The organism is Paracoccus wurundjeri, from assembly GCF_030678915.1.
In the GTDB taxonomy this organism is placed as follows: Bacteria; Pseudomonadota; Alphaproteobacteria; order Rhodobacterales; family Rhodobacteraceae; genus Paracoccus; species Paracoccus onubensis_A.
In genome coordinates this window covers 75,323-100,234 of sequence record NZ_JAUUTZ010000015.1, presented here as the reverse complement: position 1 = coordinate 100,234, position 24,912 = coordinate 75,323, and the positions used below count along the sequence as shown (strand labels likewise).

The window sequence follows — 24,912 nt, the reverse complement described above, 5'->3', positions numbered from 1 at the left end:
TGTCCTGGAGCCGTCTCGACTGTCTTCGTCGATCGGTTATCAAGGAAACAGGAATAATCAGGGGAGGCGCAGATGTCGGGATACCTGACAACACATGTGCTTGACACTGCCCGAGGCCGGCCGGCCGAGGGCATGGAGGTGGTGCTATACCGCCTGCAAGACGGACAGCGCAGCGAATTGGCGCGATTGATAACCAATGCGGACGGACGCACTGACCGGCAAATTCTGCCGGAAACCGACTTCGCGACCGGGACATATGAGCTTGAATTTCACGCGGGCGCATGGATGGATGAGACGGGAATTGATCCCGAGCATCCCCGCTTCCTTGATGTGATTCCGATCCGCTTCGGCATGTCGCAGCAGGATCACTATCACGTGCCGCTGCTGATTTCGCCTTTCGGCTATTCGACCTATCGGGGGAGCTGAGCAATGATTCCCGATCATATCGTCATCTGGGAATGGCTGTCCTTTGCAATCCGCTGGACTCATGTGATCACCGCGATCGCCTGGATCGGCTCGTCCTTTTATTTCATCGCGCTGGATCTAGGGCTGCAAAAGGCTCCGGGCCTGCCCAAGGGCGCGCATGGCGAGGAATGGCAGGTTCATGGCGGTGGTTTCTATCATATCCAGAAATATCTGGTCGCGCCCGAACGGATGCCCGAGCATCTGACATGGTTCAAATGGGAAAGCTATTCGACATGGCTTTCGGGCGCCGCGTTGCTGATGGTCACCTATTGGGCCGGAGCGAACCTGTATTTGATCGACCCGGCAAAGATGGAACTGGCGCAGTGGCAGGCAATCCTGATTTCGGGCGGTTCGCTGGCGATTGGCTGGTTGATCTATGACACGCTGTGCAAATCGTCTCTGGGCGAACGTCCGACAGTCTTGATGCTGCTGCTGTTCGTAGCGCTGGTCGTCATGGGCTGGGGTTACGATCAGATCTTCACGGGCCGGGCCGCCCTGCTGCATCTGGGGGCCTTTACCGCAACGATCATGACGGCAAATGTCTTTCTGATCATCATGCCCAATCAGCGGATCGTTGTAGCTGATCTGAAGGCGGGGCGCGAAGCCGATCCCAAATACGGCAAGATTGCGAAGCTGCGCTCGACGCATAACAACTACCTGACCCTGCCGGTCATCTTTCTGATGCTGTCGAATCACTACCCTCTGGCTTTCGCAAGCGATTACAACTGGTTGATCGCCGCCCTGATTTTCCTGATGGGTGTCACCATCCGGCATTTCTTCAATACCATGCATGCCCGCAAGGGTGATCTGTGGTGGACTTGGGCGGTCACGGCGGTTCTGTTCATCATGATCATGTGGCTGAGTTCCGCAGGTCTCAATCAGGACACGCTTGAGCATTCCGAGGCCCGCGCGCTTACACCAGTCGAAACCCGCTATGCCGAAGCGCCGGGTTTCGACGACATCGCCAAGATTGTCGCGGGTCGCTGCTCGATGTGTCACGCGCGCGAGCCGGTCTATGAAGGTATTTATCACGCGCCGAAAGGGGTTTTTCTGGAAACTCCCGCCGATATCGCCCGCACTGCCCGCGAAATCTATGTGCAGGCAGGCCTGACCGACGCAATGCCGCCCGCCAATGTCAGCTTCATGGAAGAAGAAGAGCGCGCCAAGGTGATCCGCTGGTTCCGTGCCGCGGGCGGAGCCGATCTGGCCGGGTTGTAGAACCGCCTGCCGGCAGTTGTTTCTATGACTTGTAAACCTCGATCCGCGGCAGATCGGTCAGCGATACCCCGATCAATTGCAATGCAGGCAATGATACCTGACTTCCGCCGTTTTCAGGACCATCAAGCGGGATCAGGTCGACCTTAGCCGATTTGCCATTCGCCGGGTTCACGATCCGCCCGATCCCGCGCGATTTGACCAGCGGAGTCTTGATCCAGAACCCGCCCTCGGTCGGATCTCCAAGCGATGCAACCGTGCTGCCCAGCTTGGTTTCCGAGGTCTCGGGCGCCTTGGCCGCCGCCGCCCGCTGCTCGGCAGTTGTCGTATCAAGCTGGTCGGCCGTGGCACGCGCCGTGGGCCGCGGTGACGGAGCGCGGGTGATCGCGGTTGCCGCCGCCAGTTGTTCCTGCGAAAGCTGCGTATCGACGGGGCCGGACGCATCCGCTTGCTTCGGGCGATCGGTCGAACCCGCGCCCTGCCCAGCGATATTGCACCCTGCAAGAACCGCCACTGAAAGCGTGGCCGCCAGACCAATCTTCAACTCGCTCATGCAATTACTCCTGTCGCTCGCATTTACGCGCAGGTTAGTACGTAATGATTAAGAACGTCCACACGCAGCCGCGTGATCGGCAAAAGCTTGTGCATTGACTGCGGCACCACTAGATTGACTGTTATGGATCACGCAGCGTCAGCCCCTCTTATCGACCCCTTCGCGCGGCCGATTACCTATCTTCGCGTATCGGTCACTGATCGGTGCGATTTCCGTTGTGTCTACTGCATGGCCGAGCATATGCAGTTTCTTCCCAAGGCGGAACTCCTGACGCTCGAGGAACTCGACCGGCTCTGTTCGGCCTTTGTGGGTCTGGGCGTGCGCAAGCTGCGCATCACCGGCGGGGAACCGCTGGTCCGGCGTGGAATCATGGGCTTCTTCCGGCAAATGTCGCGGCATCTGGGAAGCGGTCTGGAAGAACTGACCTTGACCACCAATGGCAGTCAGCTTGGTCGCTTTGCCGAGGAACTGGTCGATTGCGGCGTTCAGCGTGTAAATGTGTCGCTGGATACGCTTCAGGCGGATAAATTCGCGTCGATCACTCGCTGGGGCCGTCTTCCGCAAGTGCTTGACGGCGTCGCGGCAGCCAAGGCCGCCGGGCTTCGGATCAAGATCAATGTCGTGGCCCTGAAAGGCGTAAACGATGACGAGTTGTTCGATCTGGTCCGCTGGTGCGGTGACGAGGGGTTCGATCTGACCTTCATCGAAGTCATGCCGATGGGCGATCTGGGAAATGAGGACCGGCTGGACCAGTATTGGCCGCTGAACGACCTGCGCAAACAGCTTGCCGAACGCTTTACCCTGATCGATCTGGCAGAAAGGACAGGCGGCCCTGCGCGCTATGTCCGTCTTCAGGAAACCGGCCAGAAGATCGGCTTCATCACCCCGCTGACCCATAATTTCTGCGAAAGCTGCAACCGCGTCCGCCTGACCTGCACCGGCGAATTGTATATGTGCCTGGGACAGGAGGATCGCGCCGACCTGCGCGCGCCCCTTCGGGCATCCGAGGATGATCAGCCGTTGCGCCACGCGATCCGCGCAGCCATCGCCCACAAACCCAAAGGTCATGATTTCGATTATTCGCGGCAAACCGTTTCCGGGCAAATGCCCCGGCATATGAGTCATACCGGCGGTTGACCCGCCAACCTTACGCCGCAATAGCGATCACTTCCCGGCAGAGGCTTTCTCGGCCACGTATTTCTGAAAATTCTCGCCGGATTCATAGCCGTGATCGCGGACCCATTCCAGAAGCGCCATCGTTGTGCCCCGGGCGAAGGCTCCGGGCATGGTGGCAACCGCTGCCTGCGATGCGGTCATGTCTTCTGACACCTCTTCCGGAAGAAAGATCATCGTGGGCGTGAACATCGCGCCCCACCGATTCACCATCTCTTTCTCGGGCAATTCCTTGCCGTCGAAATCGGTTACGGGAATATCACCGAACATGTTGATCTGGATGACGAAATAATTTTCGTCGATCAGGCTCCCTATATCGGGTTCGGTAAAGACCTCTTCATGCATCTGCGTGCAATAGATGCAGCCGCGCTGTTCGATCAAAAGCAGAAGCCGTTTGCCTTCGGCATTCGCTTCGGCCAGATCCTCGCGAAGATCTTTGAAGGTTTCGCGGATCCACGGCTCATCATAAAGCCCGTCATCGCCAAGGGTAACCGCATGGGCGGGCAGCGCGAATGCAGCGGCCAAAAGAGCGGCGCGGAGAAAATCCATATCTTCATCCTCCTTCAGATCAGGGTGGCGGACCAGTCGAATGTCTCGATCATCCAGGCAGCAATCAGATTGACTGTATTAGTCGCGATCAGAACCGCAAAGAGGATCAGCATCGCGCCCATCAGTTTTTCCACATACCCCAGATATTTACGGTTGCGGTTAGCCCAGCCAAGGAAAGGACGGGCAAAGAATGCGACCAATACGAATGGCAGTGTCATCGAGAGGCCGTAAACCAGCAGCAACGTCCCTCCATGCCACAGATCTCCGCTGCCCGACGCCACAAGCAGGATTGCCGTGAGAGCCGGTCCGACACAGGGCGTCCAGCCAAAACCGAAGGCAAGCCCCATGACATAGGCCCCGGCAAGGCTCGCCGGCCGGGCCGGGCCTTCAAGCCGTGCCTCGCGGTAAAGAAACGGGATGCGCATCACGCCCATGAAATGCAGCCCGAAAATAAGCAGAACCGCCGCCGCCACATAGCTTAACGTGCCTCGCCATTGCGCAAATAACTGGCCAAGCGCGGTCGCGCCAAGGCCCAGAAGCACGAAGATCGTGGTCACGCCCAAGGCAAATGCCACGGCCGAGATAATCAGGCGGTGCTGCGCTCCGGAAGCGATTTCACCGTCTCCACGCAACTCGGTCATCGAGATGCCCGCCATATATGTCAGATAGAAGGGCACCATCGGCAGGATGCAGGGCGACAGGAAGGAAAGAAGTCCGGCAATCACCGCGCCGAAATAGCCGATATCCAGCATTACCCATCCTTTTCAACCGGCAAATTCCGGATTCGTAACGGTGCCCGAGATATCTCGCGAGTGGCACCCCATTCTACCTTCCATTAGATTATCAGATCAATACATTGATAAATAATATCTTTATAATCCTCAAATCAGCACCCGACCGCCTCGCGCCAATGCCGACGGCACAGCGAGACATAAGTCTCGTTGCCACCGACCTGCACCTGTGCGCCCTCGGTAATCGCCCGGCCTTTGGCGTCGCGACGGATCACCATGGTTGCCTTTTTGCCGCAATGGCAAATGGTGCGGACTTCGCGCATGTCGTCCGCCAATGCCAGCAAGGCGGCCGATCCGGGGAATAATTCGCCCCGAAAATCGACCCGCAGCCCGTAGCACATGACAGGGATATTCAGATCATCCGCCACCCGGGCCAGTTGCCACACCTGCTGATGGGTCAGGAACTGCGCCTCATCTATGAAAACGCACGCCGCGACCGTATGCTGTCGATCGATCAATGCGAATAAATCGGTGGCCGTGTCGAAAATCCGCGCCTGTTCCGCGATCCCGATCCGGCTGGCGATCCGCGCTTCGCCCGCGCGGTCATCGACAGCGGCAGTCAACAGCAGCGTGTGCATTCCCCGTTCGCGGTAATTATAGGAAGCCTGCAACAAAAGCGTGCTTTTGCCGGCATTCATCGTGGAATAGTGGAAATACAGCTTCGCCATGGCGCAAGCAAATAGCCATCCCGCAAGCGGCGATCAACCGCAATATGATATGGCCTCGCAAGGTGCAATTCAGGCCCATCACGGGCAGGAATATGAACGGCTTGCGGCGTTGAAGCAATTATGGCAGTGTCCGCGGCGCGGCGGCGGTAATTCATGGCGTGATTCTACGCGCTGCTAACCCATATCTACATTACAGGTAATTCTGATGCGTGACCCATTGTTCCGCATGGCCCTTGTTCTGGGTCTGTTATCCGCGGTCGGTCCTTTTGCGATCGATATGTATCTGCCTGCCCTGCCCCAGGTCGCCACAGATCTGGGCACAAGTGAGGCAAAGGCGGCGCAAACGCTGACCTCTTATTTCATTGCGTTTGGAATCGCGCAGATGATCTACGGTCCGATGGCCGACGCGATCGGGCGAAAGAAACCCATGGTAATTGGCGTCGCCATCTTTCTGGCCGCGACAATCTGGGCATCGCTTGCGCCCGGTATCGGCGAGTTGATCCTGGCCCGCGCCTTGCAGGGCCTGGGGGCTGCAACGCTGATGGTCGTGCCGCGCGCGGTAATCCGCGACGTGGCGACCGGCCCGGCCGGGGCGAAAATGATGGCGGCGGTGATGATCGTCATCGCCATCTCGCCCATGCTTGCTCCGCTGACCGGCTCGCTTGTCATGGCATGGGGAGGCTGGCGCGAAATCTTTGCCGTTCTTGGCGTCGCAGCACTGCTGAGTCTGTGCCTGATCCTGTTCGTGCTGCCCGAAACCTCTGATCCCGCCAGCCGCCGGCCGGTGCGAATCGATCAGATGATGGCAGGGATCCGCAGATTGGTGACGGATCGCCGCTTCATGGGGCTGACGATGATCGGCGGTTTCGGCATGTCCAGCTTCTTCGTGTTCCTGTCCACGGCCAGCTTCGTCTACAAGCATCAATACGGGCTTAGCCCCACAGGCTTTTCCATCGCCTTCGCCATAAATGCCATCGGCTTCTTCTCTGCCTCGCAATTCGCGGGCTATCTGGCGGCGCGTTTTGGCATGGAACGAGTCATCTCGCTGGCGATCACCGGCTTTGCCGGCGCCGCGCTTGTGCTGACGATGCTTGTCTGGTCGGGCGCGGATGCGCTTCATCTGGTCGTCTTGGGCCTGTTGCTGGCGAATGCCTGTCTGGGATTGGTCATTCCGACAACCATGGTCATGGCGCTTGATCCCCATCCCGACATCTCGGGACTGGCATCCTCTTTGGGTGGCACAATCCAGATGCTGACCGGCGGAGCGATGATCCTGATCACAGGGCCGCTCATGGATAACAGCGCGGCCATGATGGTATCGGGCATTGCGCTTTGCGCGGTGCTTGCCTGGGCGGCGGCGGCGGCTTCGCTTCCCCGGCTGAGATTCGGCAGCGCGGCTTAACTGCCGCTGACCGAGGGCGACAGCTTTGCGGGGATCAGTCCCCGCAAGGCATTGCCGCAGAACAGCTCTGCTTCGGTTAAATCCTCAACCGACAGCACGGCTTCTTGCGCGTCGCCACAATCCAGCAGCGACTGCCGCAACACGCCGGGCAACAATCCGCAGGATACAGGAGGCGTCAGCAGCCGCCCCTTCCGGCGCAAGAAAACATTGGTGATCGTACCTTCGCAGATCTCGCCCCGTTCGTTCATCAGGATCGCCTCGTCATAGCCTTTGGGCATGGCAGCGCGTGCCGCGTTATGGGTAACCCGATATGTCGATTTGATCCGCAACCAGGGATCACCGCTATCAATTGAAACCGGTGACAGCATGACCGTCCAATGCGCCGGGTTTGGCAGCAATGGCTGATGGGCCACCTCCACCTGCCCACGGGCATCGACGGTCAACCGCACCCGCAAAACCAGCCCATGCGGCAAATCCGCCAAGATCCGCTGTATCTGATCTTCATCAAGGGTAAAATCGACCGCAGCACAATCCCTGCGCAAACGGTCCAGATGCAGAAACCAATGCGCAATCCGGCCGTCCGGCTCGGCGCGCATGGTTTCGATCACCTTCAACCCCGAGGGGACAGGTTCAGAAATGCGGATTTGCACAGAGCTTCCTCCCATTCCGATTGTGTGCGGCTGTCATGGGTGATGCCGCCGCCGACATTCAATCGCAACCGGCCCTCGGCATGCAAGACGGGCGTACGGATCGCCACGCTGAACCGCATCGGCCCGCCCGGATCCATCCAACCGATCGCCCCGCAGTAAACGCCCCGGGGCTCCTGCTCCAGTTCCGCGATGATCTCCATTGCGCGGATCTTCGGCGCGCCGGTGATCGAACCGCAGGGGAACAGGGCGGCGATAACGTCGATCAGGCCCGTGCCGGGGGCCAGTTGTCCGGTCACGGTCGAGGTCATCTGATGCAGCGTGGTATAGGTTTCGATCTCGAACAGGCGCGGCACATGAACGGTTCCGGCGCGACATACGCGGCTGATATCGTTACGCAGAAGATCGACGATCATCAGGTTTTCCGCCCGATCCTTCTCGGACGCCAACAGAGCTTCCTTCGCCGCATGATCCTGCGCCGCATTATCGCCGCGTCCGATCGTGCCTTTCATCGGGCGGGTTTCAATTCGGCCCGTCTCGTCCACGGCGAAAAACAGCTCTGGACTGCGGGACAGGATTATCGGGCCGCCAAGATCGACAAACGCGCCCTCACCCACCGGCTGCCGCGCGGCAAGCGCAGAATAGAGCGAAAGCGGATCGCCCGAGGCATGGGTTTCCATCGGAAAGGTCAGGTTGATCTGATAGGTATCGCCCGCCTCGATATAATCATGCACCTGTCGCAAGGCCTGATCATAACGTTCGCGTGTCCAGAGCGGTTGCGGAGCCGTGATCTTGCCCGCAGGCGGCGGCAGGGATGGCGCGGCGCGGGGGCGATCAAAGACCCCCATCATGATCAGCGGCACGTCCCGTCTTTCGGGCATCAGCGGTTCAAGGCGCGGATTGAGCGCATAGCCCAATTCGTAGGAGCAATATCCGGCCAGCCAGTAGCCCCGCGCCCGGGCGGCTTCCATCGCCGCGAAGGCGGGAACGATGCCCGCCATCGTATCAGCACGGATCACGCTTTGGGGCGCAGAGAACAATGTTCCCCCCGCCAACGGTCCATGATCAAAGCGGACCTGCCGGGTCACGTCGCCGCCTTGGCCTTGGCGGCAAGGTCACGGGTGATACCGAAAGCGCCCTTGATCCGCTCGGCATCCGATTTCCAGTCGCGGCGAATGACGATCTTGTTGCCATCCACTTTGGCCAACCCGCGTTGATCGGTCAGGAACTCGACCAGCCCCGCCGGATTGGGGAACTTGTCATCATGGAACTGTATCGTCGCGCCCTTGGGCCCGGCATCCAGCTTGGCGATATTGGCGCGCTTGGCCATGGCCTTGATGCGGATCACGCGCAAAAGCGTGTTCACCTCACGCGGCAACTCCCCGAAGCGGTCGATCAGCTCGGCCGCGAAACCCTCCAGCTCGACCTTGGAGGTCAGCTCGGCCAGACGCCGGTAAAGGCCCAGCCGCACATCCAGATCGGGGATGAAGCTTTCGGGAATCGTGACCGGCACCCCAAGGTTCAGTTGTGGCGCCCATTCATCCTCGGGCGTGCCTTCGATTTCGCCGGATTTCAGCTTGGCGATGGTTTCTTCCAGCATCTGCTGATAAAGTTCGAAGCCGACCTCCTTGATATGTCCCGACTGCTCCTCGCCAAGAAGGTTCCCTGCCCCGCGCAGATCCAGATCCTGCGAGGCAAGGTTGAAGCCCGCGCCAAGCGAGTCGATCGCGCCAAGGAATTTCAACCGCCGCATCGCCTGAGGTGTCAAAGGCGCGCGCGGCTTGGTTGTCAGATAGCAATAGGCCCGCGTCTTCGAACGCCCGACCCGCCCACGGATCTGATAAAGCTGCGCCAGTCCCAGCATATCGGCGCGCCAGACGATCATGGTATTGGCCGTGGGAATATCCAGCCCGCTTTCCACGATGGTCGTCGCCACCAGAACATCATGGCTGCCGTCGTAGAATGCATTCATCCTCTGATCCAGATCGCCCGCCGCAAGCTGGCCATGCGCGATGATGTAACTGATCTCGGGGCAATGTTCCTGAAGGAAATGCTCGACATCGGGCAGATCACTGATCCGGGGAACGACGAAGAAGCTTTGTCCGCCGCGATATTTTTCGCGCAGAAGTGCTTCGCGTGTCGTCACACTATCGAATTCGCTGACATAGGTGCGGATCGTCAGGCGATCCACCGGCGGTGTCCCGATGATCGACAGATCGCGCACACCGGTCAGGGAAAGCTGCAAGGTGCGCGGGATCGGCGTGGCGGTCAGGGTCAGCACATGAATGTCGCTGCGCAATTCCTTGAGCCGTTCTTTATGGGCGACCCCGAAATGCTGCTCTTCATCGATGACCAGCAGGCCCAGATTCTTGAAACGCACCCCCTTGGCCAATACTGCATGAGTGCCTATCACGATATCGACCGAGCCGTCAGCCATCCCTTCGCGGGTTTTAGCGGCATCTTTCGCACCAACGAAGCGCGACAGGGGGCGAACGGTGATCGCGGTTGCCCGGAAACGCTCGGCAAAGGTCTTGTAATGCTGACGGGCCAGCAGGGTCGTAGGCGCGATCACCGCAACCTGCATCCCCTGACTTGCCGCGACGAAGGCCGCGCGCATCGCCACCTCGGTCTTGCCGAAACCGACATCGCCGACGATCAGCCTATCCATCGGGCGGCCGGCCGACAGATCCCCTAACACGTCCTCGATAGCTGCCGCCTGATCGTCCGTCTCGCTATAGGGAAAACGCGCCGAGAATGCCTGCCAGTCGTGATCCTCGGGTTCCAGCACGGGCGCCGGGCGCAAGAGACGCTCGGCCGCGACGCGCATCAGCTTGTCGGCAATCAGCCTGATGCGTTCCTTCAGCCGCGCCTTCCGGGCTTGCCATGCGCCGCCGCCAAGACGGTCCAGCAACCCTTCCTCATGGCCATAGCGGCTGAGCAGTTCGATATTCTCGACCGGAAGGTAAAGCCGGTCCCCGCCCGCATATTCAAGCGCCACGCAGTCATGCGGCACACCGGCTGCGGTAATCGTCTCCAACCCGGTATATCGCCCGATCCCATGTTCGACATGCACGATCAGATCGCCGGGAGACAGGCTTTGCGTGTCCTGCAGGAAATTCTCGGCCCGTCGGCGCTTCTTCGCACCCCGGATCAGGCGGTCTCCCAGAACATCCTGCTCGGAGATCACCGTCAGGCGGCCAAGCGCCCGGCCATCTGCCGTGAAACCCTCTTCCAACGGCCAGACGGCCAGCCCGATCGCGCCGGGTATGTCGGGCAGATCACGAATATCAGCGATGACCTTTGCGCCAGTGATACCTTCATCTTTCATCAGGCCGGACAGCCGGTCCCTCGCACCGTCCGAAAAGCTGGCGATGATCACGCGCCCATCCTTGCGCAACCCATCAATATATGACGCCAATGCCTTGAACAGACTTATATTATCTGATTGCCTTTCAGGTGCGAAATTCCGCCCCGGACGACCGCCGGCATCCAGAACTCCGGGGCCCGGAGGCTGTTGCAGCACCGAAAGCCGAAGCACCCGATGCAAGGACAGCCACCCCTCCCATTCCTCCGGCCCCGGAAACATCAGGTCAGGCGGCACAGGCTTATAGACAGTATCGCTACGCCCCTGCGCCGCCAGAGCATCGCGGCGGGATTGAAACTGCTCTCGGATCATCTCGCGCCGCGCATCTGCGACCTGACCGACATGGTCATCCAGTACGACCGACGCGCCAGGCAGATAATCGAACAGGCTTTCCAACCGGTCGTGAAACCACGGCAACCAATGTTCCATCCCGGCCATCTTGCGGCCCGCACTGACGCCCTCATACAGCGGATCGTTACTGCCGCCGCCATATTCCACCCGGTAATTCTGCCGAAACCGGGTAATGGCGGCTTCGTCGAGGATCACCTCGGACATCGGTGCAATCTCGACGCGCTCCAGCTTTTCGGTGGTGCGCTGCGTGACCGGGTCAAAGCGCCGCGCGCCATCCAGCACGTCACCGAACAGATCCAACCGCACCGGCCCCGCTTCGCCGGGGGCATAGATATCGATGATCCCTCCGCGAATGGCGTAATCGCCGGGTTCGGTCACGGTAGGGGATTGCACGAATCCCATCCGGATCAGGAAATCGCGCAGAGCGGCTTCATCTATACGACTGCCGACACGAGCCGCAAAGCTTGCATGTCCGACCAGATCGCGTGCGGGCAGGCGTTGAAGCGCAGCGTTCAGCGTAGTCAGCAGAACGAAGGGCTCCTTGATCGCCCCCTGTGCCAGAGCCGCCAGAGTCGCCATCCGCGCCGCCTGCACCGCCGGAGCGGGCGAAACGCGGTCATAGGGGGTCGTATCCCATGCCGGGAAATCCAGTATCGGCAGATCGGGCGCCAGAAATTCCAGCGCCGCCCGCATCGCCGCCATCCTGCGATCATCGCGTGCGATATGGATGACCGGTGCGCCGTTATTTTCGGGCCGCACCGCCTCACGAGCGATCAGGGCGGCGTCATAGCCTTCGGGCGCGCCGGAAAGGGTCAGATGTTCGGACATGAGCCGTCAGGTAAAGCGCAGCACAGCGATGTCAAGGTCACATCCCGTTTGGGTGCATCAGGGCCCACAACATTCCCCATGCGCCCGCCAGCAGCGCAGCAATGATCGCGATCAGCGACACGATCCGTCTGTGCCACACCATCTTGCGGGCAGCCTCACCGCCCACATCAATGGCGGGCCGTGCCGCGGATTGCGCGTCCTGTATGAGCCGCAGCAGTTTTCGGGCAAGCCGCAGCCGCAGCCACAACACCACGGCAAGCGGCAGCAGCAACAGGATCAATGCCTGTGCCATCTGCAGATCATACAGGAATCCCAGAAATCCCAAGGATGTCAAAACGAAACAGCAGATGCCTAGAAAAATTGCTCCCAGACCGGAACCGATCTGCCATCTGGAAACGGTCAGCGAAAGCCAGTCTAGCAGAATAAGAATTTCCTGCCTGTCCTCGGATTTTGTGGTAAATGCCCGATGTGCCTTTGCCACCACGTCAAACGGAACGCCAATCACGTGAAGTCCGGTACGCCACCAGAACCACGCAAAGACCAGCCAGTACCAGATCGTTCCGAAAGACCGGCTGTCCAGCAAGCCGATGAAGCCGTCGAATTGAAGCACGCAGGGGTTCCTTGTTCTTGATCGCCGCTGACCTTAAAACGGCTTGGGATGAAGGGAAAGCATATCCGCCATCCCTTTGCCCGGACCCCGAAAGGAACGCATCATGGCCAATCCGATCATCGCCCCCTTCCCCGCGGCCCGCCTGCGCCGCATGCGTCGGACGCCCAGTCTGCGCGCCATGATCGTCGAAACCGAATTCAGTCCCGCCAACCTGATCTGGCCGGTATTCGTGACCGAGGTCGCAGGTGCCGAAGGCGAGATCCCCTCGATGCCCGGCGTCGAACGGCTGACGCTGGATGGCGTGAAGCGGGCGGCAGAGCGGGCGGCTGGGCTGAACATCCCGGCGATATGCATCTTTCCACATTCAGATCAGGATCTTAAAACGGAAGCCTGTGAACGCGCATGGGATCCCGAGAATATCGGAAACCGCGCGATCCGTGCGATCAAGGAAACCGTCCCGGAACTGGCCGTGATGACGGATATCGCGCTGGACCCCTATAATATCAACGGCCATGACGGTTTTGTCGTGAATGGCGAGATCGTGAATGACGAAACGGTCGAGGCGCTGGTCAAGATGGCGCTCGCGCAGGCTGAGGCCGGAGCGGATATCCTTGGCCCCTCGGATATGATGGATGGCAGAATTGGCGCGTTGCGGGCAGCGCTTGAACTCGAAGGTTACAAGCATGTCGCGATCCTGTCCTATGCCGCGAAATTCGCGAGCGCCTTTTACGGACCATTCCGGGATGCGGTAGGCGCTTCAGGGCGGCTTGTGGGTGACAAGAAAACCTATCAGGTTGATCCCGGAAACCGTGCCGAGGCGCTGCGTTGCGTCGCCCGCGATCTGGCGGAAGGCGCCGATATGGTCATGGTCAAGCCCGGCATGCCCTATCTGGATATCTGTCGCGAGGCAAAGGATCGTTTTGCTGTGCCGACATTCGCCTATCAGGTCAGCGGCGAATATGCGATGCTGGAAGGCGCGATCCGCAATGGCTGGCTGTCGCGCGATGTGATGATGGAAAGCCTGCTGGCATTCCGCCGCGCCGGCTGTGACGGCGTTCTCAGCTATTTTGCCCCTGCTGTTGCCGAAATGCTGGCTTGATCGGTCTGACTCGCGTATCCTGCCGCCAAAGGATCGCGAACAGGTCCGGAAAACAATGCGAGGCGATGGAAAAATGAGCAGTTTCGGAATGATGAACCGGCGCAATGTCTTGGTCGCAGGGGGCGCGGCATTGGCAATGGCAGGATGCACGAACGCGGTTGGAACCAATGGCTCTGCCCGGCTGGACGCACGCGTCGATCAGACCCACCAATACCTGATGCAGAACTATCCCAGTGCCGCAACTCTGGTAGAGAACGCCAAGGGCGTGCTGTATATGCCCCTGATGACCGAAGCGGCGGTCGGGGTCGGCGGGGCCTATGGTCAGGGCGCGCTGCGGATCGGCGGGGCGACGGTGGATTACTATTCCGCTACGCGAGCCAGTGTCGGCTTTCAGCTTGGCGCACAGCAATTCGCGCATGTCCTGATCTTCCAGTCGGATGCCGCACTCGCAGCGTTCCGTGCCGCTCCGGGCTGGGTGGCCGGGGCAAATGCATATTATGCTCTTCCTTCGGGCGGCATGGCGGTGGGCGCAGATACGGTCACGGCCCAGTATCCCGTCGTTGCCGTCATCTTCGGACAGTCCGGACTTATCGCAGGCGCAGCGATCGATGGCACCAAATATACCCGCGTGATCCCGTCATCGCTCAGCGATCTACGCTTTGGCGGCCTTGGCCTGCCCAGGCAGTAACACGACTGCCGGCGGATCGCGGCGCGACTTACAGGATCTGGGCAGGAACCGGATCGGCCAGACAACGCCCGCCATCGACGGTGACGATCTGGCCGGTCACGAACCGCGATCCTTCACTTGCCAGATAAAGCACGGTATCGGCGACCTCTTCCGCGCCGGCAATACGACCAAGCGGCGTACCGGCGATAATCTGACCACGAAGGTCCCCGTCTTCCTTCAATGCGCATTGAAGCTCATGCGACATGACGCTGCTGAAGCTGACTCCATTGACACGAATCTTATGCGGAGCAAGCACCAGCGCCAGCCCACGCGTCGCCTGCTCTTGCGCCGCACAGGCGATGGAATAACCCAGCATCGCCGGAACAGGCCGGGTCGCGGCAAGGGTCGAGATATTCACGATGGCGCCCGCCTGGGTCACGCTGTCCTGCCCCTCGGCCTGTTTGATCATCCGCTTTCCGACCATTTGCGACAGGCGCAGCACGGCAATCATGTTCTGACGAAGCATGTCCTCGAGTACGCCCGCATCCGTATCCAGCGGATCCGAGCTTTTGACCAGACGATGGGCATTCACTAAAATATCTACCCGATCGAATGCATCCAGTGTCGCAGATAACAGATTGGCCAACGCCAGCCGCTCGGAAAGCGCGCCTGCGAAATAGCGGACCGGGCCGGTTTCGGTGTCATAATCCTGGGTCTGAGATTGCAGCACATCCTCGTCCGCATCGGCAAACATGACATTGGCGCCGCGCTCGACGAAATGCTTGGCGACCGCCAGTCCGATGCCACGGCCAGCGCCCGTCACGATAGCGGTCTTTCCCTGAATCGAAATCATTGCCGTCCCCTTTGGCGATGACCGCCGCGACCAGCCCCGCTGGCCTCGAAAACCTTGTATCGATTGTCTCCGCCGATCTCTGTCACCTTGGCGAAATGCCCACGTAACACCGTTTCATAAGGCAAATGCCGGTTGGCGACCATCCATAGCCGACCTGCGCCGGTCAGCAGTTGCGCCGCAGCCGCGATAAATTCTGTGCCCAGGACGGGACTGGCGGCGCGGCCCTCATGGAAAGGCGGGTTCATGACAATGCCGTTGACCGGCTCGGGCAGACGGAAATCCCTTGCGTCCGCCCAGTGGAACCTTGCACGGCTATCGCTGATATTTTCCCGTGCGGACTCAAGCGCCGGGTAACTGGCCTCGACCAGATGAACCACCTCGACTCCCGGATGTTTCAGTGTCTGCGCGGCAAGCCACCCCCATGCCGCTCCCAGATCGATCAGACGGGTCGGCAGACGCTCGGGCAAGCAGCGGGCCAGCAGCGCCGAGCCGGGATCGATCCCATCCGCCGAAAACACCCCCGGTCGGGTCACGAAACCGGGCGCGATCATGGTCGAGCGGGATTCCCATTCCGCAGGCAGCCAGTTTCCACCCGGAGGCGTGACACGAAAAATCTTGCCATGCGCCTTGCTGTGAACCTCGTCGATGGCATGGATTCCACGCATCTCTTTCAGAATCGCATCGATGCCATCGGTTTTCTGCCCATTGACCCACAACACCCCGCCCGGCTGCAGCCGGGCGGCCGCAGAGACGATATCCGCGCGCGCGGCAGGTTTCGAGCGAGGCAGAAATACGATCGCCGTGCCGAACTGCCCCTCGATCTCGGGCGCGGCCTTGTAACCGCGGTCGACAAGCGCCGAGTAATCGGGAAACATTCCCTGCCGGATGACGGTCCGTCCGGGGTCAAGCGGCGAAAGATCATCGGCACTGCCAGCTCCGAAAACCAGAACCTCGCCCCCGGGATGGCCATCCGGGAAAGCCAGTTGCAATCGTGATGCGGTCAATCCGTTTACTCTTTTTCCATGGTGCATTGCAGTGGGTGCTGCTGGCGCCGCGCAAGTTCCATCACCTGCGCGACCTTGGTTTCGGCAACCTCATGCGAAAAGACGCCGACAACCGCGACGCCCTTGCGGTGAACCGTCAGCATGATTTCGATTGCCTGAGCATGACTCATGCCGAAAAGCCGCTCCAGCACGTGAACGACGAATTCCATCGGCGTAAAGTCGTCATTCAGCATCAGCACCTTGTACATCGGCGGTCGCTGCGATTTCGCGCGCGGCTTCACCACCAGATCGGACTGGTCATCCGGGCCATTCGGTTCGGTCATCCAATGCGTCATGGCTGTAGGTTTCTGGCCTCTCGCGGTTATACGGGCCGTCCGGGCAGACCCCCGAGCCGTCCCTGCCCGGCTAAGATATAGTCAAATCCCACCCGGATGAAAGCCCCCCGGGATGCAGTACGGGGAAAACTTCCGCGAGTTTCGGAATCGATGCCCCCAGCCCGGGTAACCGTAATAAAATAAGTCAAATCCTCTGTTTCCTGAATAATCCGGTCGTGCTATAAAGGGATAATTAACGAATGGCGCGCAATAAACGATGCGTCGAAATGAGGCAGATGAGACAGTGACCCGAAATCTCCTGACAGCCCGGCTGTGGGCAATAATCCTGTTGGCCTTCATGGTTCCCGTGACGGCGTCGGCAGCGCCTTTTGCGGCCTATGTAATGGATGCGCGCACAGGCAAGCCCATCTACACACAGAACGCGGATACAAAACTTCATCCCGCATCACTGACGAAGATGATGACCCTGTATCTGGCTTTCCTGGCCGTTGAACGGGGACAGGTTCGGTTGGACAGCAAGTTCACCGTCTCGTCAAATGCCGCGGCCGAGCCCCCTTCAAAGCTGGGTCTTCGGGCGGGGCAGCAGATCGAACTGCGCTACCTGATCCGTGCGGCGGCGATCAAATCCGCCAATGACGCTGCGACGGCCATCGGCGAAGGGCTGGCAGGCTCGGAAGACGCCTTTGCCCAGCAAATGACGCAGATGGCACGCGCCTTGGGTATGAACAACACGCAGTTTCGCAACGCCAACGGGCTGACGCAGGACGGGCATTATTCGACCGCACATGACATGTCGGTTCTGGGCCGCCGGCTGTTCTACGATTTCCCGCAATATTATAACCTGTTCTCGCGCCGTTCCGCAGATGCGGGGATTGCGACGGTTTCCCAGACGAACAAGCGTTTCCTTGACGATTACGCCGGGGCCGACGGCATCAAGACCGGCTATACCAGAGCAGCGGGTTTCAACCTGACCGCCTCGGCCAAGCATGGCAACAAGCGGCTGATCGCAACAGTCTTCGGGGGCACCTCGACCGCGCAGCGCAATCAGGTCATGGCCCAACTCCTGGATTCAAGCTTTACACGCGTTCCCACCCGCGTCCGCGAGGTGCGGCCGGGGCCGCCGCCGACATTGACCACCCGGATCGTCCGGCGTGCCCAGGTCGAGCCGTCTCCCGCAGCGACCAGCCCGCAGACCCAGCGGCTGACACTGAACAGTTCCGCCCCGCCGCAACCTTCGGAACGTGTGGCAGCCGCTGCCCCGCCGGCTTCTCAGCCGCAGGCAGCCGCAGTGCCGTCGAATGGCCAACTCGCCCTTAATGCGAGTACCAGACCTCGCATTCGCCCCGCAGCTGAAGCAAACGCAATCGACGACGCGGTACGAATGGCTGCGGCCTCGACCAAGTCCGATGCGGCTGCCGAATCCGATCTTGCCGAACCGGTTCTGGCGGTATCGTCCCGACCCGTTCCTTCCCCCCGCTCTCGGGCGGTTGCAGCGGCACCTGCGGCCAGTGACGCGGGCAATCCCAGCACGGCAGCCGTCACGGCAGAAGCGGAACCAGCAGATCTTGGCAATTCGGGTTCCATGTCGCTTGTGGCGTCGACCCCGCCCGAGCCGCGTTCGGAAACCGTGATTGTGGCGGCAATGGGTGAAGGCGACATTTCCTCGCCCGAGGCGGTCGAAATCGTCAGCCGCAAGGAAAATAGCGGTCGTAATTACGGCGTCGTTCTGGGCATGTATCGTTCCAAAGCCGAAGCAGATCGGCTTGTGATGGAGATCGCCCTGAGACAAGGTGACGTGCTTTCCGGGGCTGCGCGCCATGTCGCGGATACCAATCGCGGTTTCCAGCCCAGCTTCGCAAATCTGACCCAGGCCGATGCGCAACTGACCTGCGAACAGCTTCAGGCCAAGCAGCAAGAATGCCGTGTCGTCGGACCCTGATGATCGTTGTTGGCCCAATTTGAGGCCATAACCGCAATTGAAACGGGCGGAGCAGCAAGCTGCTTCGCCCGTTTCAATTGGCAGCCCCTGTAACCCGGCCGTCAGTTATCCATCTTCAACGCCTGGATAAAGGCCGTTTGAGGAATCTCAACCTTGCCGAATTGCCGCATCTTCTTCTTGCCGGCCTTTTGCTTTTCCAGAAGCTTCTTTTTTCGCGTCGCATCGCCGCCATAGCATTTTGCAGTAACGTCCTTGCGCATGGCGGACAATGTCTCGCGTGCGATCACACGCCCCCCGATGGCGGCCTGAATCGGAATCTTGAACATATGGCGCGGAATCAGCTCTTTCAGCTTTTCGACCATCACGCGGCCCCGGCTTTCGGCCCGGTCGCGATGCACCATGATGGCCAGTGCATCCACCGGCTCGTCATTGACCAGGATCGTCATCTTGACCAGATTATCCTCGCGGTACTCGCTGATCTGGTAATCAAAGCTGGCATAGCCCTTGGTCACGGATTTCAGGCGATCGTAAAAATCGAACACCACCTCGGCCAGTGGCAGGTCATAGACCGCCATCGCGCGGCTGCCGGCATAGGTCAGATCAAGCTGAATCCCCCGTCGGTCCTGGCACAGTTTCAGCACGTCGCCCAGATATTCGTCCGGCACCATGATCGTCGCCTTGATGCGTGGCTCTTCGATGTGATCGACCAGCGTCAAATCCGGCATGTCGGCTGGGTTGTGCAGCTCCCGCACTTCTCCGTCGCGCATATGCAGGCGGAAAACCACGCTGGGCGCAGTCGTGATCAGATCAAGGTCATATTCCCGTTCCAGCCGATCACGGATCACTTCCAGATGCAGCAGACCAAGGAAACCGCAGCGGAAACCGAAACCAAGCGCGGCTGAGGTTTCCATTTCGGAACTGAAGCTGGCGTCATTCAGGGCCAGCTTTTCGATCGCATCGCGCAATGCCTCGAAATCATTGGCATCCACCGGGAAGAGACCGCAGAATACCACCGGCTGCGCCGGTTTGAAGCCCGGCAATGGCTTGTCGGTCGGTTTTTTCTCATGCGTGATCGTATCGCCCACACGCGTATCGCGCACCTGCTTGATCGAGGCCGTGAACACGCCGATCTCACCCGGCCCCAATTCCGCAATATCGCGCATGGCGGGCGTCAGCACCGCCAGTTTGTCCAGCCGGTAACTTGCGCCGGTCTGCATCATCTTGACCTGATCGCCCTTGCGGATAACGCCGTCCATGACCCGGATCATCACCACGACGCCCAGATAGGCGTCATACCAGCTATCGACCAGCATCGCTTTCAGGGGCGCATTCCGGTCGCCCGTGGGCGCGGGCAAGCGCTGTACGATAGCCTCAAGCACATCCGGGATTCCCAGACCGGTCTTGGCGGAAATCGGCACGGCCTCGGAAGCGTCGATGCCGATCACATCCTCGATCTGCTCCTTGACGCGCTCGGGCTCGGCGGCAGGCAGGTCGATCTTGTTCAGGACCGGCACGATCTCGTGATCCGCGTCGATGGCCTGATAGACATTGGCCAGCGTCTGCGCCTCGACCCCCTGCGTGGCGTCCACCACCAGTAGAGAACCTTCGACCGCGCGCATGCTGCGGCTGACCTCATAGGCGAAATCCACGTGCCCCGGCGTGTCGATCAGATTCAGGATATAGGTGTTCCCATCCTGCGCGGGATAAGAGATCCGCACGGTATTCGCCTTGATCGTGATACCGCGTTCCCGCTCGATATCCATGGCGTCCAGAAGCTGAGCTTTCATGTCGCGTTCGGCGACGGTGCCGGTCAGCTGGATCAGCCGGTCCGCCAAAGTGGATTTACCGTGGTCGATATGCGCCACGATCGAGAAATTGCGGATATGGGACAACTCGGTCATGGCGAGGCTATACAAGGCTGCGCGCGCCTCGAAAAGAGGCATTATGCATTCAGGGCTCGCCTCGCCTGACCATCCCGTCGGGAGGCTGCGGCGAGGCTTCCCGCAACCGCGCCTCCCGCCACATCGCATAGCATCCAGAGGCCGCGATCAGAGCCGCTCCGATCAGGGTCGGTGCATCCGGACGCTCGGAAAAGAACACGACCGCGACGATCAGGGCAAAGGCAAGACGCGAATATCGGAACGGCGCGACGGCCGCGGCCTCTCCGATCCGCGTGGATGTCACCAACGCGGAATAGCCAAAGACGCCGAACAGCACCATTCCGGCCAGATAAGCCCAATCTGCGACGCTTGGGTTGACCGGCGCCTGTCCCGCGGTGACCGCCAGCAGAAAGCCCGCAGGAACGATCGAGGCATAAGCCGCCGCCGATAGAAGATCCGATGGAATCTCGGTCGCGATCCGGCGCGTGGCAAGATCGCGCATGGTCAGGGCGGCGACGCTCAGCAATGCCCAAAGCGCAGCAGGCTGGAACGCCTCAGTTCCTGGGCGCAGGATCAGAAGCATCCCCGCAAAGCCTATCGCCACCGAAATCCACCTGCGCCAACCAACCTTCTCGCCAAGAAACAGCGCCGCCCCCATCATGATGGTCAATGGCAATAGCTGTAATATCGCCGCGGCCGTCGCCATTTCTCCCAGGGCAAGCGCTGCAACGAAACCAACCGCGCCAATGGCCTCTCCCAGATTGCGGATGACAAGCGCCGGCCGCAAGAGCGCACGCGACCACAGGCGCTGCCCGCGCCGGACCATCCGCAAACTGAATAGCAGAGCGCCCAGGAACCCGCTTGTCATCAGAATCTGCGAAATCGGCAAATGCAGGGTCAGCAATTTGATGAATGCATCTTCAAGCGCGAAAAGCGCCATGGACAGGATCATCAGCAATGCGGCCCGGAAGTTATCGCTCATCTCGCACCTGTTCACGGTCAGATGACCGAGATCACGTCGTCTCTCGGTTGTCAAACCGGCCCCATGCGAATCGTCTTTCACGCAATGCGTTGAAGGAACGATTTTCCTACAAGATATTGATGGGATGAAGTGCTTTCCCGCTATCCACTGATACGCGTAACAGATTGTCCTGAACTCACGTTTTTGCTATATTTTGTGTATATAAGGGCAAACAAACCGGTCCACCGGCGCCCGAGGCAGAGGAAACCGAGGAGACAGTTCATGTTCAACCGCATCATCATTGCGGCAGCTGCGCTTATGCTGACCGCTCCGCTGGCGATGGCCGGCCCGATCGACAATGCCTGCATCCGGTCCGACCGCGCGCAGGGAAATGCTCCACTATGCGGCTGCATCCAGCAGGTCGCCGATCAGACCTTGTCGCGTTCGGATCAGCGGCGCGCAGCCAAATTTTTCCACGACCCGCATCAGGCGCAGGAAGCGCAGACATCGAACAGCAATTCGGATAGCGCCTTCTGGTCTCGTTATACGAATTTTGCCGATACCGCCGCCGCATATTGCAGCTAAGCCGTTCCACACAGCATGCGTATTGTCATTCTGACCGGCGCGGGCATCTCGGCCGAAAGCGGGCTGGCGACCTTTCGGGCCTCTGACGGGCTGTGGGAAAACCATCGGATCGAAGATATCGCCACACCCGACGCCCTTTCCCGCAATCCTGCCCTGGTGCATGAGTTCTACAATATGCGCCGCCAGAAGGCAGCCAAAGCACGGCCCAATCCTGCACATCTTGCGCTGGCGGAGCTTGCCCGGGCACAGGATCTTACGCTGATCACCCAGAATGTGGATGACCTGCACGAACGCGGCGGCAGTCCCTCGGTCATCCATATGCATGGCGCATTGAACAGCGCGCTCTGCGCGGCCTGCGAATATCGCTGGCCAGCGCCGGATATCATGCGGCCCGAAGATTTCTGCCCCGGTTGCGGCGCAACGGCCACCCGCCCCGATATCGTCTGGTTCGGGGAAATTCCCTATCACATGCCGCAGATCTGGCAGGCACTGGAAGAGGCTGAACTGTTCGCCGCGATCGGCACCTCTGGCAATGTCTATCCGGCGGCGGGATTCGCACAGCATGCCGCGCGAAACGGGGCAGAATGCATCGAACTGAACCTTGAGAATAGCGCGAATAGCCGGGACTTTTCACGTCGCATCATCGGCCCGGCCAGCCGGACCGTGCCGGAATGGGTTGGAACGTTGATTTCCTGACCATGCCCTTCGCTAATCGGCGCTGTCCATTACCGCCAGAATCTCGTCGGTAAGCGCCGTCATCTCGTTTCGGGCCGGACCGTTTCGATTACGCTCGGCCACGCCCAGCCCCAATCCCAGGGTTTCGGCATAGGCAACCCGATTGGAGATTTGCGTATCCGCCACGGCCGCACCCATATCGGCGGCCTTCCCGGCCACCTCGGCCGAAAGCCGCGTATTCGGCCGGACCCGGTTCAGCACCACCAGCACCGGAGATTTCTCGCGCCGGGCCAGATCAAGCACACCTTCGGTTGCCCACAGATCGACATGGCTGGTCGCAACCGGCACGATGACCAGATCGGCAACCCGCAGCGCCGGACGCAGATCGCTGTCGATCTTGGGCGGTGTATCGACAATAACGTAATCAAAGCGTTTTTTCAGCTTTTCCGATTCATAGCTGGCCCCCCAGGCCGATGAGGTTGAGAAATCCAATGCCTCGTCCTCGCCCTGCGCCTGCATCCGCTCGATGAACCAGCGGCCCATGCTGCCCTGCGGATCGGTATCGATCAGGGCGACCGAATATCCCAGCTTGTGCAGGCATATCGCCAGATTGACCGCCAAGGTGGTCTTGCCCGAGCCGCCCTTTTGCTGGGCCACGGTGATGATCCTGCCTGACATCGAAGCTCCTTCGCCCTGTGTCGATGGCAGGTTAGCCGCCGCTCCAATGGATTGCACGGAGTTTTTGCAGGTGCAGCATCAGGCGTGAAACACCGATTGCAGCTCGTACATCACCGGCTCGAAGCTTTTGCACATGGTATGAATATCCCGGTTGCGGCGGCGCATCTCATCCGTCCGCAGCATTGCCTGATAATCTTTGCGATCCCGCCATTGCGAATAAGTGGCGATCCGGGTCTGGGCGTCGTTCAGATGAATCGCCCCTGATACGAATCCCGGTTGACGACTGATGATCTGATCCCAGGCCTCGGTCAGCATTTCAAGAACGTCATGGGCAGTTCCGGGTGTGACCTCGAATGTGCAGATCACGGTCTGTCCGTCGAAATCGGGGCGGATATCTGGCATGGCTGACTTCCTTCTGGCTATGCGCTTGCTTTCAGCCTAGGCGGAATTTTGTCCCGCGCAAGACTTCCGTCCCGGCCATTGCCGAGCAATGCCGGAATGTGCATGGTTCTGGCGACAACATGATAAAGGAGCAGGCGATGATCCCGGTTTTCGACGGCCATAACGATTTCATCCAGCGCGTCGTCGCGGCGGGAGCGAATGGCTCCCAAGTTTGGCTGGAGGGCGATGGCACCGGTCATCTGGACTTGCCGCGCATGAAAGCAGGCGGAGTGATCGGCGGCTTTTTCGCAATGTGGATACCCTCGCCGAGCGGGCCGAATGACGAAGAGGCAATAAGGCTGATGCAACAGCCACCCTTCGCCATGCCGCTGCCCGAAGAGATCCCACATGATCACGCCCTGCCACATGCCTTCCAGCAAGCCGCCGCTCTGCGCGCATTGGAACGGACGGGCACGCTGGACGTCGTGACCTCGGCCGCCGGGCTGCGCCAAAGCGTGGCGGAGGGGCGTATCGCCGCGATCATGCATATGGAAGGGGCCGAAGCAATCCGCGACATGGACGCGCTGCATCTGTGGCATGCGGCGGGGCTGCGCTCTCTCGGACCGGTATGGTCACGGCCCACGGCCTATGGCCACGGAGTGCCTTTCGCCTTTCCATCCTCGCCCGATACGGGTCCGGGGCTGACGGATGCGGGACGGGCGTTGGTGCGTGAATGCAACCAGTTGCGGATCATGCTGGACCTGTCACACCTGAACGAAGCTGGGTTCAACGATATCGCCGCGCTATCCGATGCTCCGCTTGTTGCCAGTCATAGCTGCGTCCACGCCATTTGCGAAAGCGCCCGCAACCTGACTGACCAGCAGTTGGAGATGATCGCCGATAGCAAGGGGCTGGTCGGGCTGAATTACGCGTCAAGCTTCCTGCGCCCCGATGGCAAGCGTTTTCCGCTGGAGGATCTTGATGTGATGCTTCGGCATCTGGATCATCTTCTGGAAATTCTGGGAGAAGACGGCGTTGCCCTTGGCTCGGATTTCGACGGAGCATTGATGCCGCGTGACCTGGCCGATGCGGCCGCGCTGCCGAATCTTCTGCGAGCGATGGAACAGCACGGCTATGGAAATGATCTGATCACGAAAATCGCCAGCGAGAACTGGATCTCGCTGCTGGAACGCAGTTGGGGCGCGTAATTCCAACGCGCCCCCTGATATAAAAACCGTG

Annotated in this window: 25 protein-coding genes; 10 read left to right on the top strand and 15 right to left on the bottom strand. The window is 60.0% G+C overall.

The annotated features are described in order from the left end of the window. Window positions 1-72: 72 nt before the first annotated feature. A complete protein-coding gene (gene uraH, locus Q0601_RS15420; RefSeq protein WP_305290753.1) occupies window positions 73-426 on the top strand; it encodes a hydroxyisourate hydrolase in 354 nt (117 codons plus the stop codon). 3 nt (window positions 427-429) lie between these two features. Continuing rightward, on the top strand, window positions 430-1,683 hold the full coding sequence (locus Q0601_RS15415) for a urate hydroxylase PuuD (protein WP_370656146.1): 1,254 nt from the start codon (window positions 430-432) through the stop codon (window positions 1,681-1,683). A gap of 22 nt (window positions 1,684-1,705) precedes the next feature. On the opposite strand, the gene Q0601_RS15410 is transcribed toward Q0601_RS15415, so the two are convergent. Next, a complete protein-coding gene (locus tag Q0601_RS15410) occupies window positions 1,706-2,233 on the bottom strand; it encodes a hypothetical protein (RefSeq protein ID WP_305290752.1) in 528 nt (175 codons plus the stop codon). A gap of 123 nt (window positions 2,234-2,356) precedes the next feature. Between Q0601_RS15410 and moaA the strand changes: the two genes are divergently transcribed. Further along, a complete protein-coding gene (gene moaA / locus Q0601_RS15405; protein ID WP_305290751.1) occupies window positions 2,357-3,370 on the top strand; it encodes a GTP 3',8-cyclase MoaA in 1,014 nt (337 codons plus the stop codon). Window positions 3,371-3,397: 27 nt separating this feature from the next. Here moaA and Q0601_RS15400 read toward each other — a convergent pair whose 3' ends face one another. The 3 genes from Q0601_RS15400 to Q0601_RS15390 all read right to left on the bottom strand — a co-directional run bounded on the left by Q0601_RS15400 (window position 3,398) and on the right by Q0601_RS15390 (window position 5,414). Next, window positions 3,398-3,955, bottom strand: a complete 558-nt coding sequence (locus Q0601_RS15400; protein ID WP_305290750.1) for a thioredoxin family protein — start codon at window positions 3,953-3,955, stop codon at window positions 3,398-3,400. 14 nt (window positions 3,956-3,969) lie between these two features. Further along, window positions 3,970-4,707, bottom strand: a complete 738-nt coding sequence (locus tag Q0601_RS15395) for a cytochrome c biogenesis CcdA family protein (protein ID WP_305290749.1) — start codon at window positions 4,705-4,707, stop codon at window positions 3,970-3,972. A 134-nt stretch (window positions 4,708-4,841) separates the two neighbouring features. Then, window positions 4,842-5,414 carry a thymidine kinase gene (locus Q0601_RS15390; protein WP_305290748.1) on the bottom strand — a complete coding sequence of 191 codons (573 nt, stop codon included), beginning with the start codon at window positions 5,412-5,414 and terminating at the stop codon, window positions 4,842-4,844. 205 nt (window positions 5,415-5,619) lie between these two features. On the opposite strand from Q0601_RS15390, the gene Q0601_RS15385 reads away from it, so the two are divergent. Continuing rightward, window positions 5,620-6,816 carry a multidrug effflux MFS transporter gene (locus tag Q0601_RS15385; RefSeq protein ID WP_305290747.1) on the top strand — a complete coding sequence of 399 codons (1,197 nt, stop codon included), beginning with the start codon at window positions 5,620-5,622 and terminating at the stop codon, window positions 6,814-6,816. Here the strand turns inward: Q0601_RS15385 and Q0601_RS15380 are convergent. Genes Q0601_RS15380 through Q0601_RS15365 form a run of 4 tightly spaced genes read right to left on the bottom strand, consistent with a single transcriptional unit; the run spans window position 6,813 to window position 12,616 of the window. Further along, window positions 6,813-7,466, bottom strand: a complete 654-nt coding sequence (locus Q0601_RS15380) for an aminotransferase class IV family protein (protein WP_305290746.1) — start codon at window positions 7,464-7,466, stop codon at window positions 6,813-6,815. The genes Q0601_RS15385 and Q0601_RS15380 overlap by 4 nt on opposite strands. Next, entirely contained in the window at window positions 7,427-8,551 is a 1,125-nt protein-coding gene (locus Q0601_RS15375; RefSeq protein ID WP_305290745.1) for an aminodeoxychorismate synthase component I, read from the bottom strand. The genes Q0601_RS15380 and Q0601_RS15375 overlap by 40 nt, the downstream gene beginning before the upstream one ends. Then, the gene (gene mfd, locus Q0601_RS15370; protein ID WP_305290744.1) at window positions 8,548-12,006 is read right to left on the bottom strand and encodes a transcription-repair coupling factor; all 3,459 of its coding nucleotides are present in this window, start codon (window positions 12,004-12,006) and stop codon (window positions 8,548-8,550) included. The genes Q0601_RS15375 and mfd overlap by 4 nt, the downstream gene beginning before the upstream one ends. Before the next feature lie 37 nt (window positions 12,007-12,043). After that, window positions 12,044-12,616 carry a hypothetical protein gene (locus tag Q0601_RS15365; RefSeq protein WP_305290743.1) on the bottom strand — a complete coding sequence of 191 codons (573 nt, stop codon included), beginning with the start codon at window positions 12,614-12,616 and terminating at the stop codon, window positions 12,044-12,046. 103 nt (window positions 12,617-12,719) lie between these two features. Between Q0601_RS15365 and hemB the strand changes: the two genes are divergently transcribed. Beyond that, window positions 12,720-13,715 carry a porphobilinogen synthase gene (gene hemB, locus Q0601_RS15360; protein WP_305290742.1) on the top strand — a complete coding sequence of 332 codons (996 nt, stop codon included), beginning with the start codon at window positions 12,720-12,722 and terminating at the stop codon, window positions 13,713-13,715. A 73-nt stretch (window positions 13,716-13,788) separates the two neighbouring features. Further along, entirely contained in the window at window positions 13,789-14,403 is a 615-nt protein-coding gene (locus Q0601_RS15355; RefSeq protein WP_232845075.1) for a lipid-binding SYLF domain-containing protein, read from the top strand. Between the two features lie 28 nt (window positions 14,404-14,431). On the opposite strand, the gene Q0601_RS15350 is transcribed toward Q0601_RS15355, so the two are convergent. Genes Q0601_RS15350 through clpS form a run of 3 tightly spaced genes read right to left on the bottom strand, consistent with a single transcriptional unit; the run spans window position 14,432 to window position 16,562 of the window. Continuing rightward, window positions 14,432-15,235, bottom strand: a complete 804-nt coding sequence (locus tag Q0601_RS15350) for an SDR family NAD(P)-dependent oxidoreductase (protein WP_305290741.1) — start codon at window positions 15,233-15,235, stop codon at window positions 14,432-14,434. Beyond that, complete coding sequence (locus Q0601_RS15345) at window positions 15,232-16,239, bottom strand: class I SAM-dependent methyltransferase (protein WP_305290740.1); 1,008 nt, start codon at window positions 16,237-16,239, stop codon at window positions 15,232-15,234. The genes Q0601_RS15350 and Q0601_RS15345 overlap by 4 nt, the downstream gene beginning before the upstream one ends. Before the next feature lie 5 nt (window positions 16,240-16,244). Next, the gene (clpS, locus tag Q0601_RS15340) at window positions 16,245-16,562 is read right to left on the bottom strand and encodes an ATP-dependent Clp protease adapter ClpS (protein WP_119751315.1); all 318 of its coding nucleotides are present in this window, start codon (window positions 16,560-16,562) and stop codon (window positions 16,245-16,247) included. Window positions 16,563-16,857: 295 nt separating this feature from the next. On the opposite strand from clpS, the gene Q0601_RS15335 reads away from it, so the two are divergent. Beyond that, window positions 16,858-18,513, top strand: coding sequence for a D-alanyl-D-alanine carboxypeptidase family protein (locus tag Q0601_RS15335; RefSeq protein WP_370656145.1), 1,656 nt, complete (start codon window positions 16,858-16,860; stop codon window positions 18,511-18,513). Between the two features lie 101 nt (window positions 18,514-18,614). Here the strand turns inward: Q0601_RS15335 and lepA are convergent, their stop codons facing one another. Both lepA and Q0601_RS15325 read right to left on the bottom strand, forming a co-directional pair. After that, complete coding sequence (lepA, locus tag Q0601_RS15330; protein WP_305290776.1) at window positions 18,615-20,414, bottom strand: translation elongation factor 4; 1,800 nt, start codon at window positions 20,412-20,414, stop codon at window positions 18,615-18,617. Between the two features lie 49 nt (window positions 20,415-20,463). Next, a complete protein-coding gene (locus Q0601_RS15325) occupies window positions 20,464-21,375 on the bottom strand; it encodes a DMT family transporter (RefSeq protein ID WP_305290739.1) in 912 nt (303 codons plus the stop codon). Between the two features lie 261 nt (window positions 21,376-21,636). On the opposite strand from Q0601_RS15325, the gene Q0601_RS15320 reads away from it, so the two are divergent. Continuing rightward, window positions 21,637-21,939 (top strand): hypothetical protein, encoded by a 303-nt coding sequence (locus Q0601_RS15320; protein ID WP_305290738.1) that lies wholly within the window; start codon window positions 21,637-21,639, stop codon window positions 21,937-21,939. Window positions 21,940-21,954: 15 nt separating this feature from the next. After that, a complete protein-coding gene (locus Q0601_RS15315) occupies window positions 21,955-22,635 on the top strand; it encodes an NAD-dependent deacylase (protein ID WP_305290737.1) in 681 nt (226 codons plus the stop codon). Window positions 22,636-22,647: 12 nt separating this feature from the next. Here the strand turns inward: Q0601_RS15315 and parA are convergent, their stop codons facing one another. Next, window positions 22,648-23,292 (bottom strand): ParA family partition ATPase, encoded by a 645-nt coding sequence (gene parA, locus Q0601_RS15310; protein ID WP_305290736.1) that lies wholly within the window; start codon window positions 23,290-23,292, stop codon window positions 22,648-22,650. A gap of 78 nt (window positions 23,293-23,370) precedes the next feature. Further along, window positions 23,371-23,694 carry an antibiotic biosynthesis monooxygenase family protein gene (locus tag Q0601_RS15305; RefSeq protein ID WP_305290735.1) on the bottom strand — a complete coding sequence of 108 codons (324 nt, stop codon included), beginning with the start codon at window positions 23,692-23,694 and terminating at the stop codon, window positions 23,371-23,373. Between the two features lie 137 nt (window positions 23,695-23,831). Here Q0601_RS15305 and Q0601_RS15300 point away from each other — a divergent pair, with 137 nt between their 5' ends. Beyond that, on the top strand, window positions 23,832-24,881 hold the full coding sequence (locus Q0601_RS15300) for a dipeptidase (protein WP_305290734.1): 1,050 nt from the start codon (window positions 23,832-23,834) through the stop codon (window positions 24,879-24,881). Window positions 24,882-24,912 lie beyond the last annotated feature (31 nt).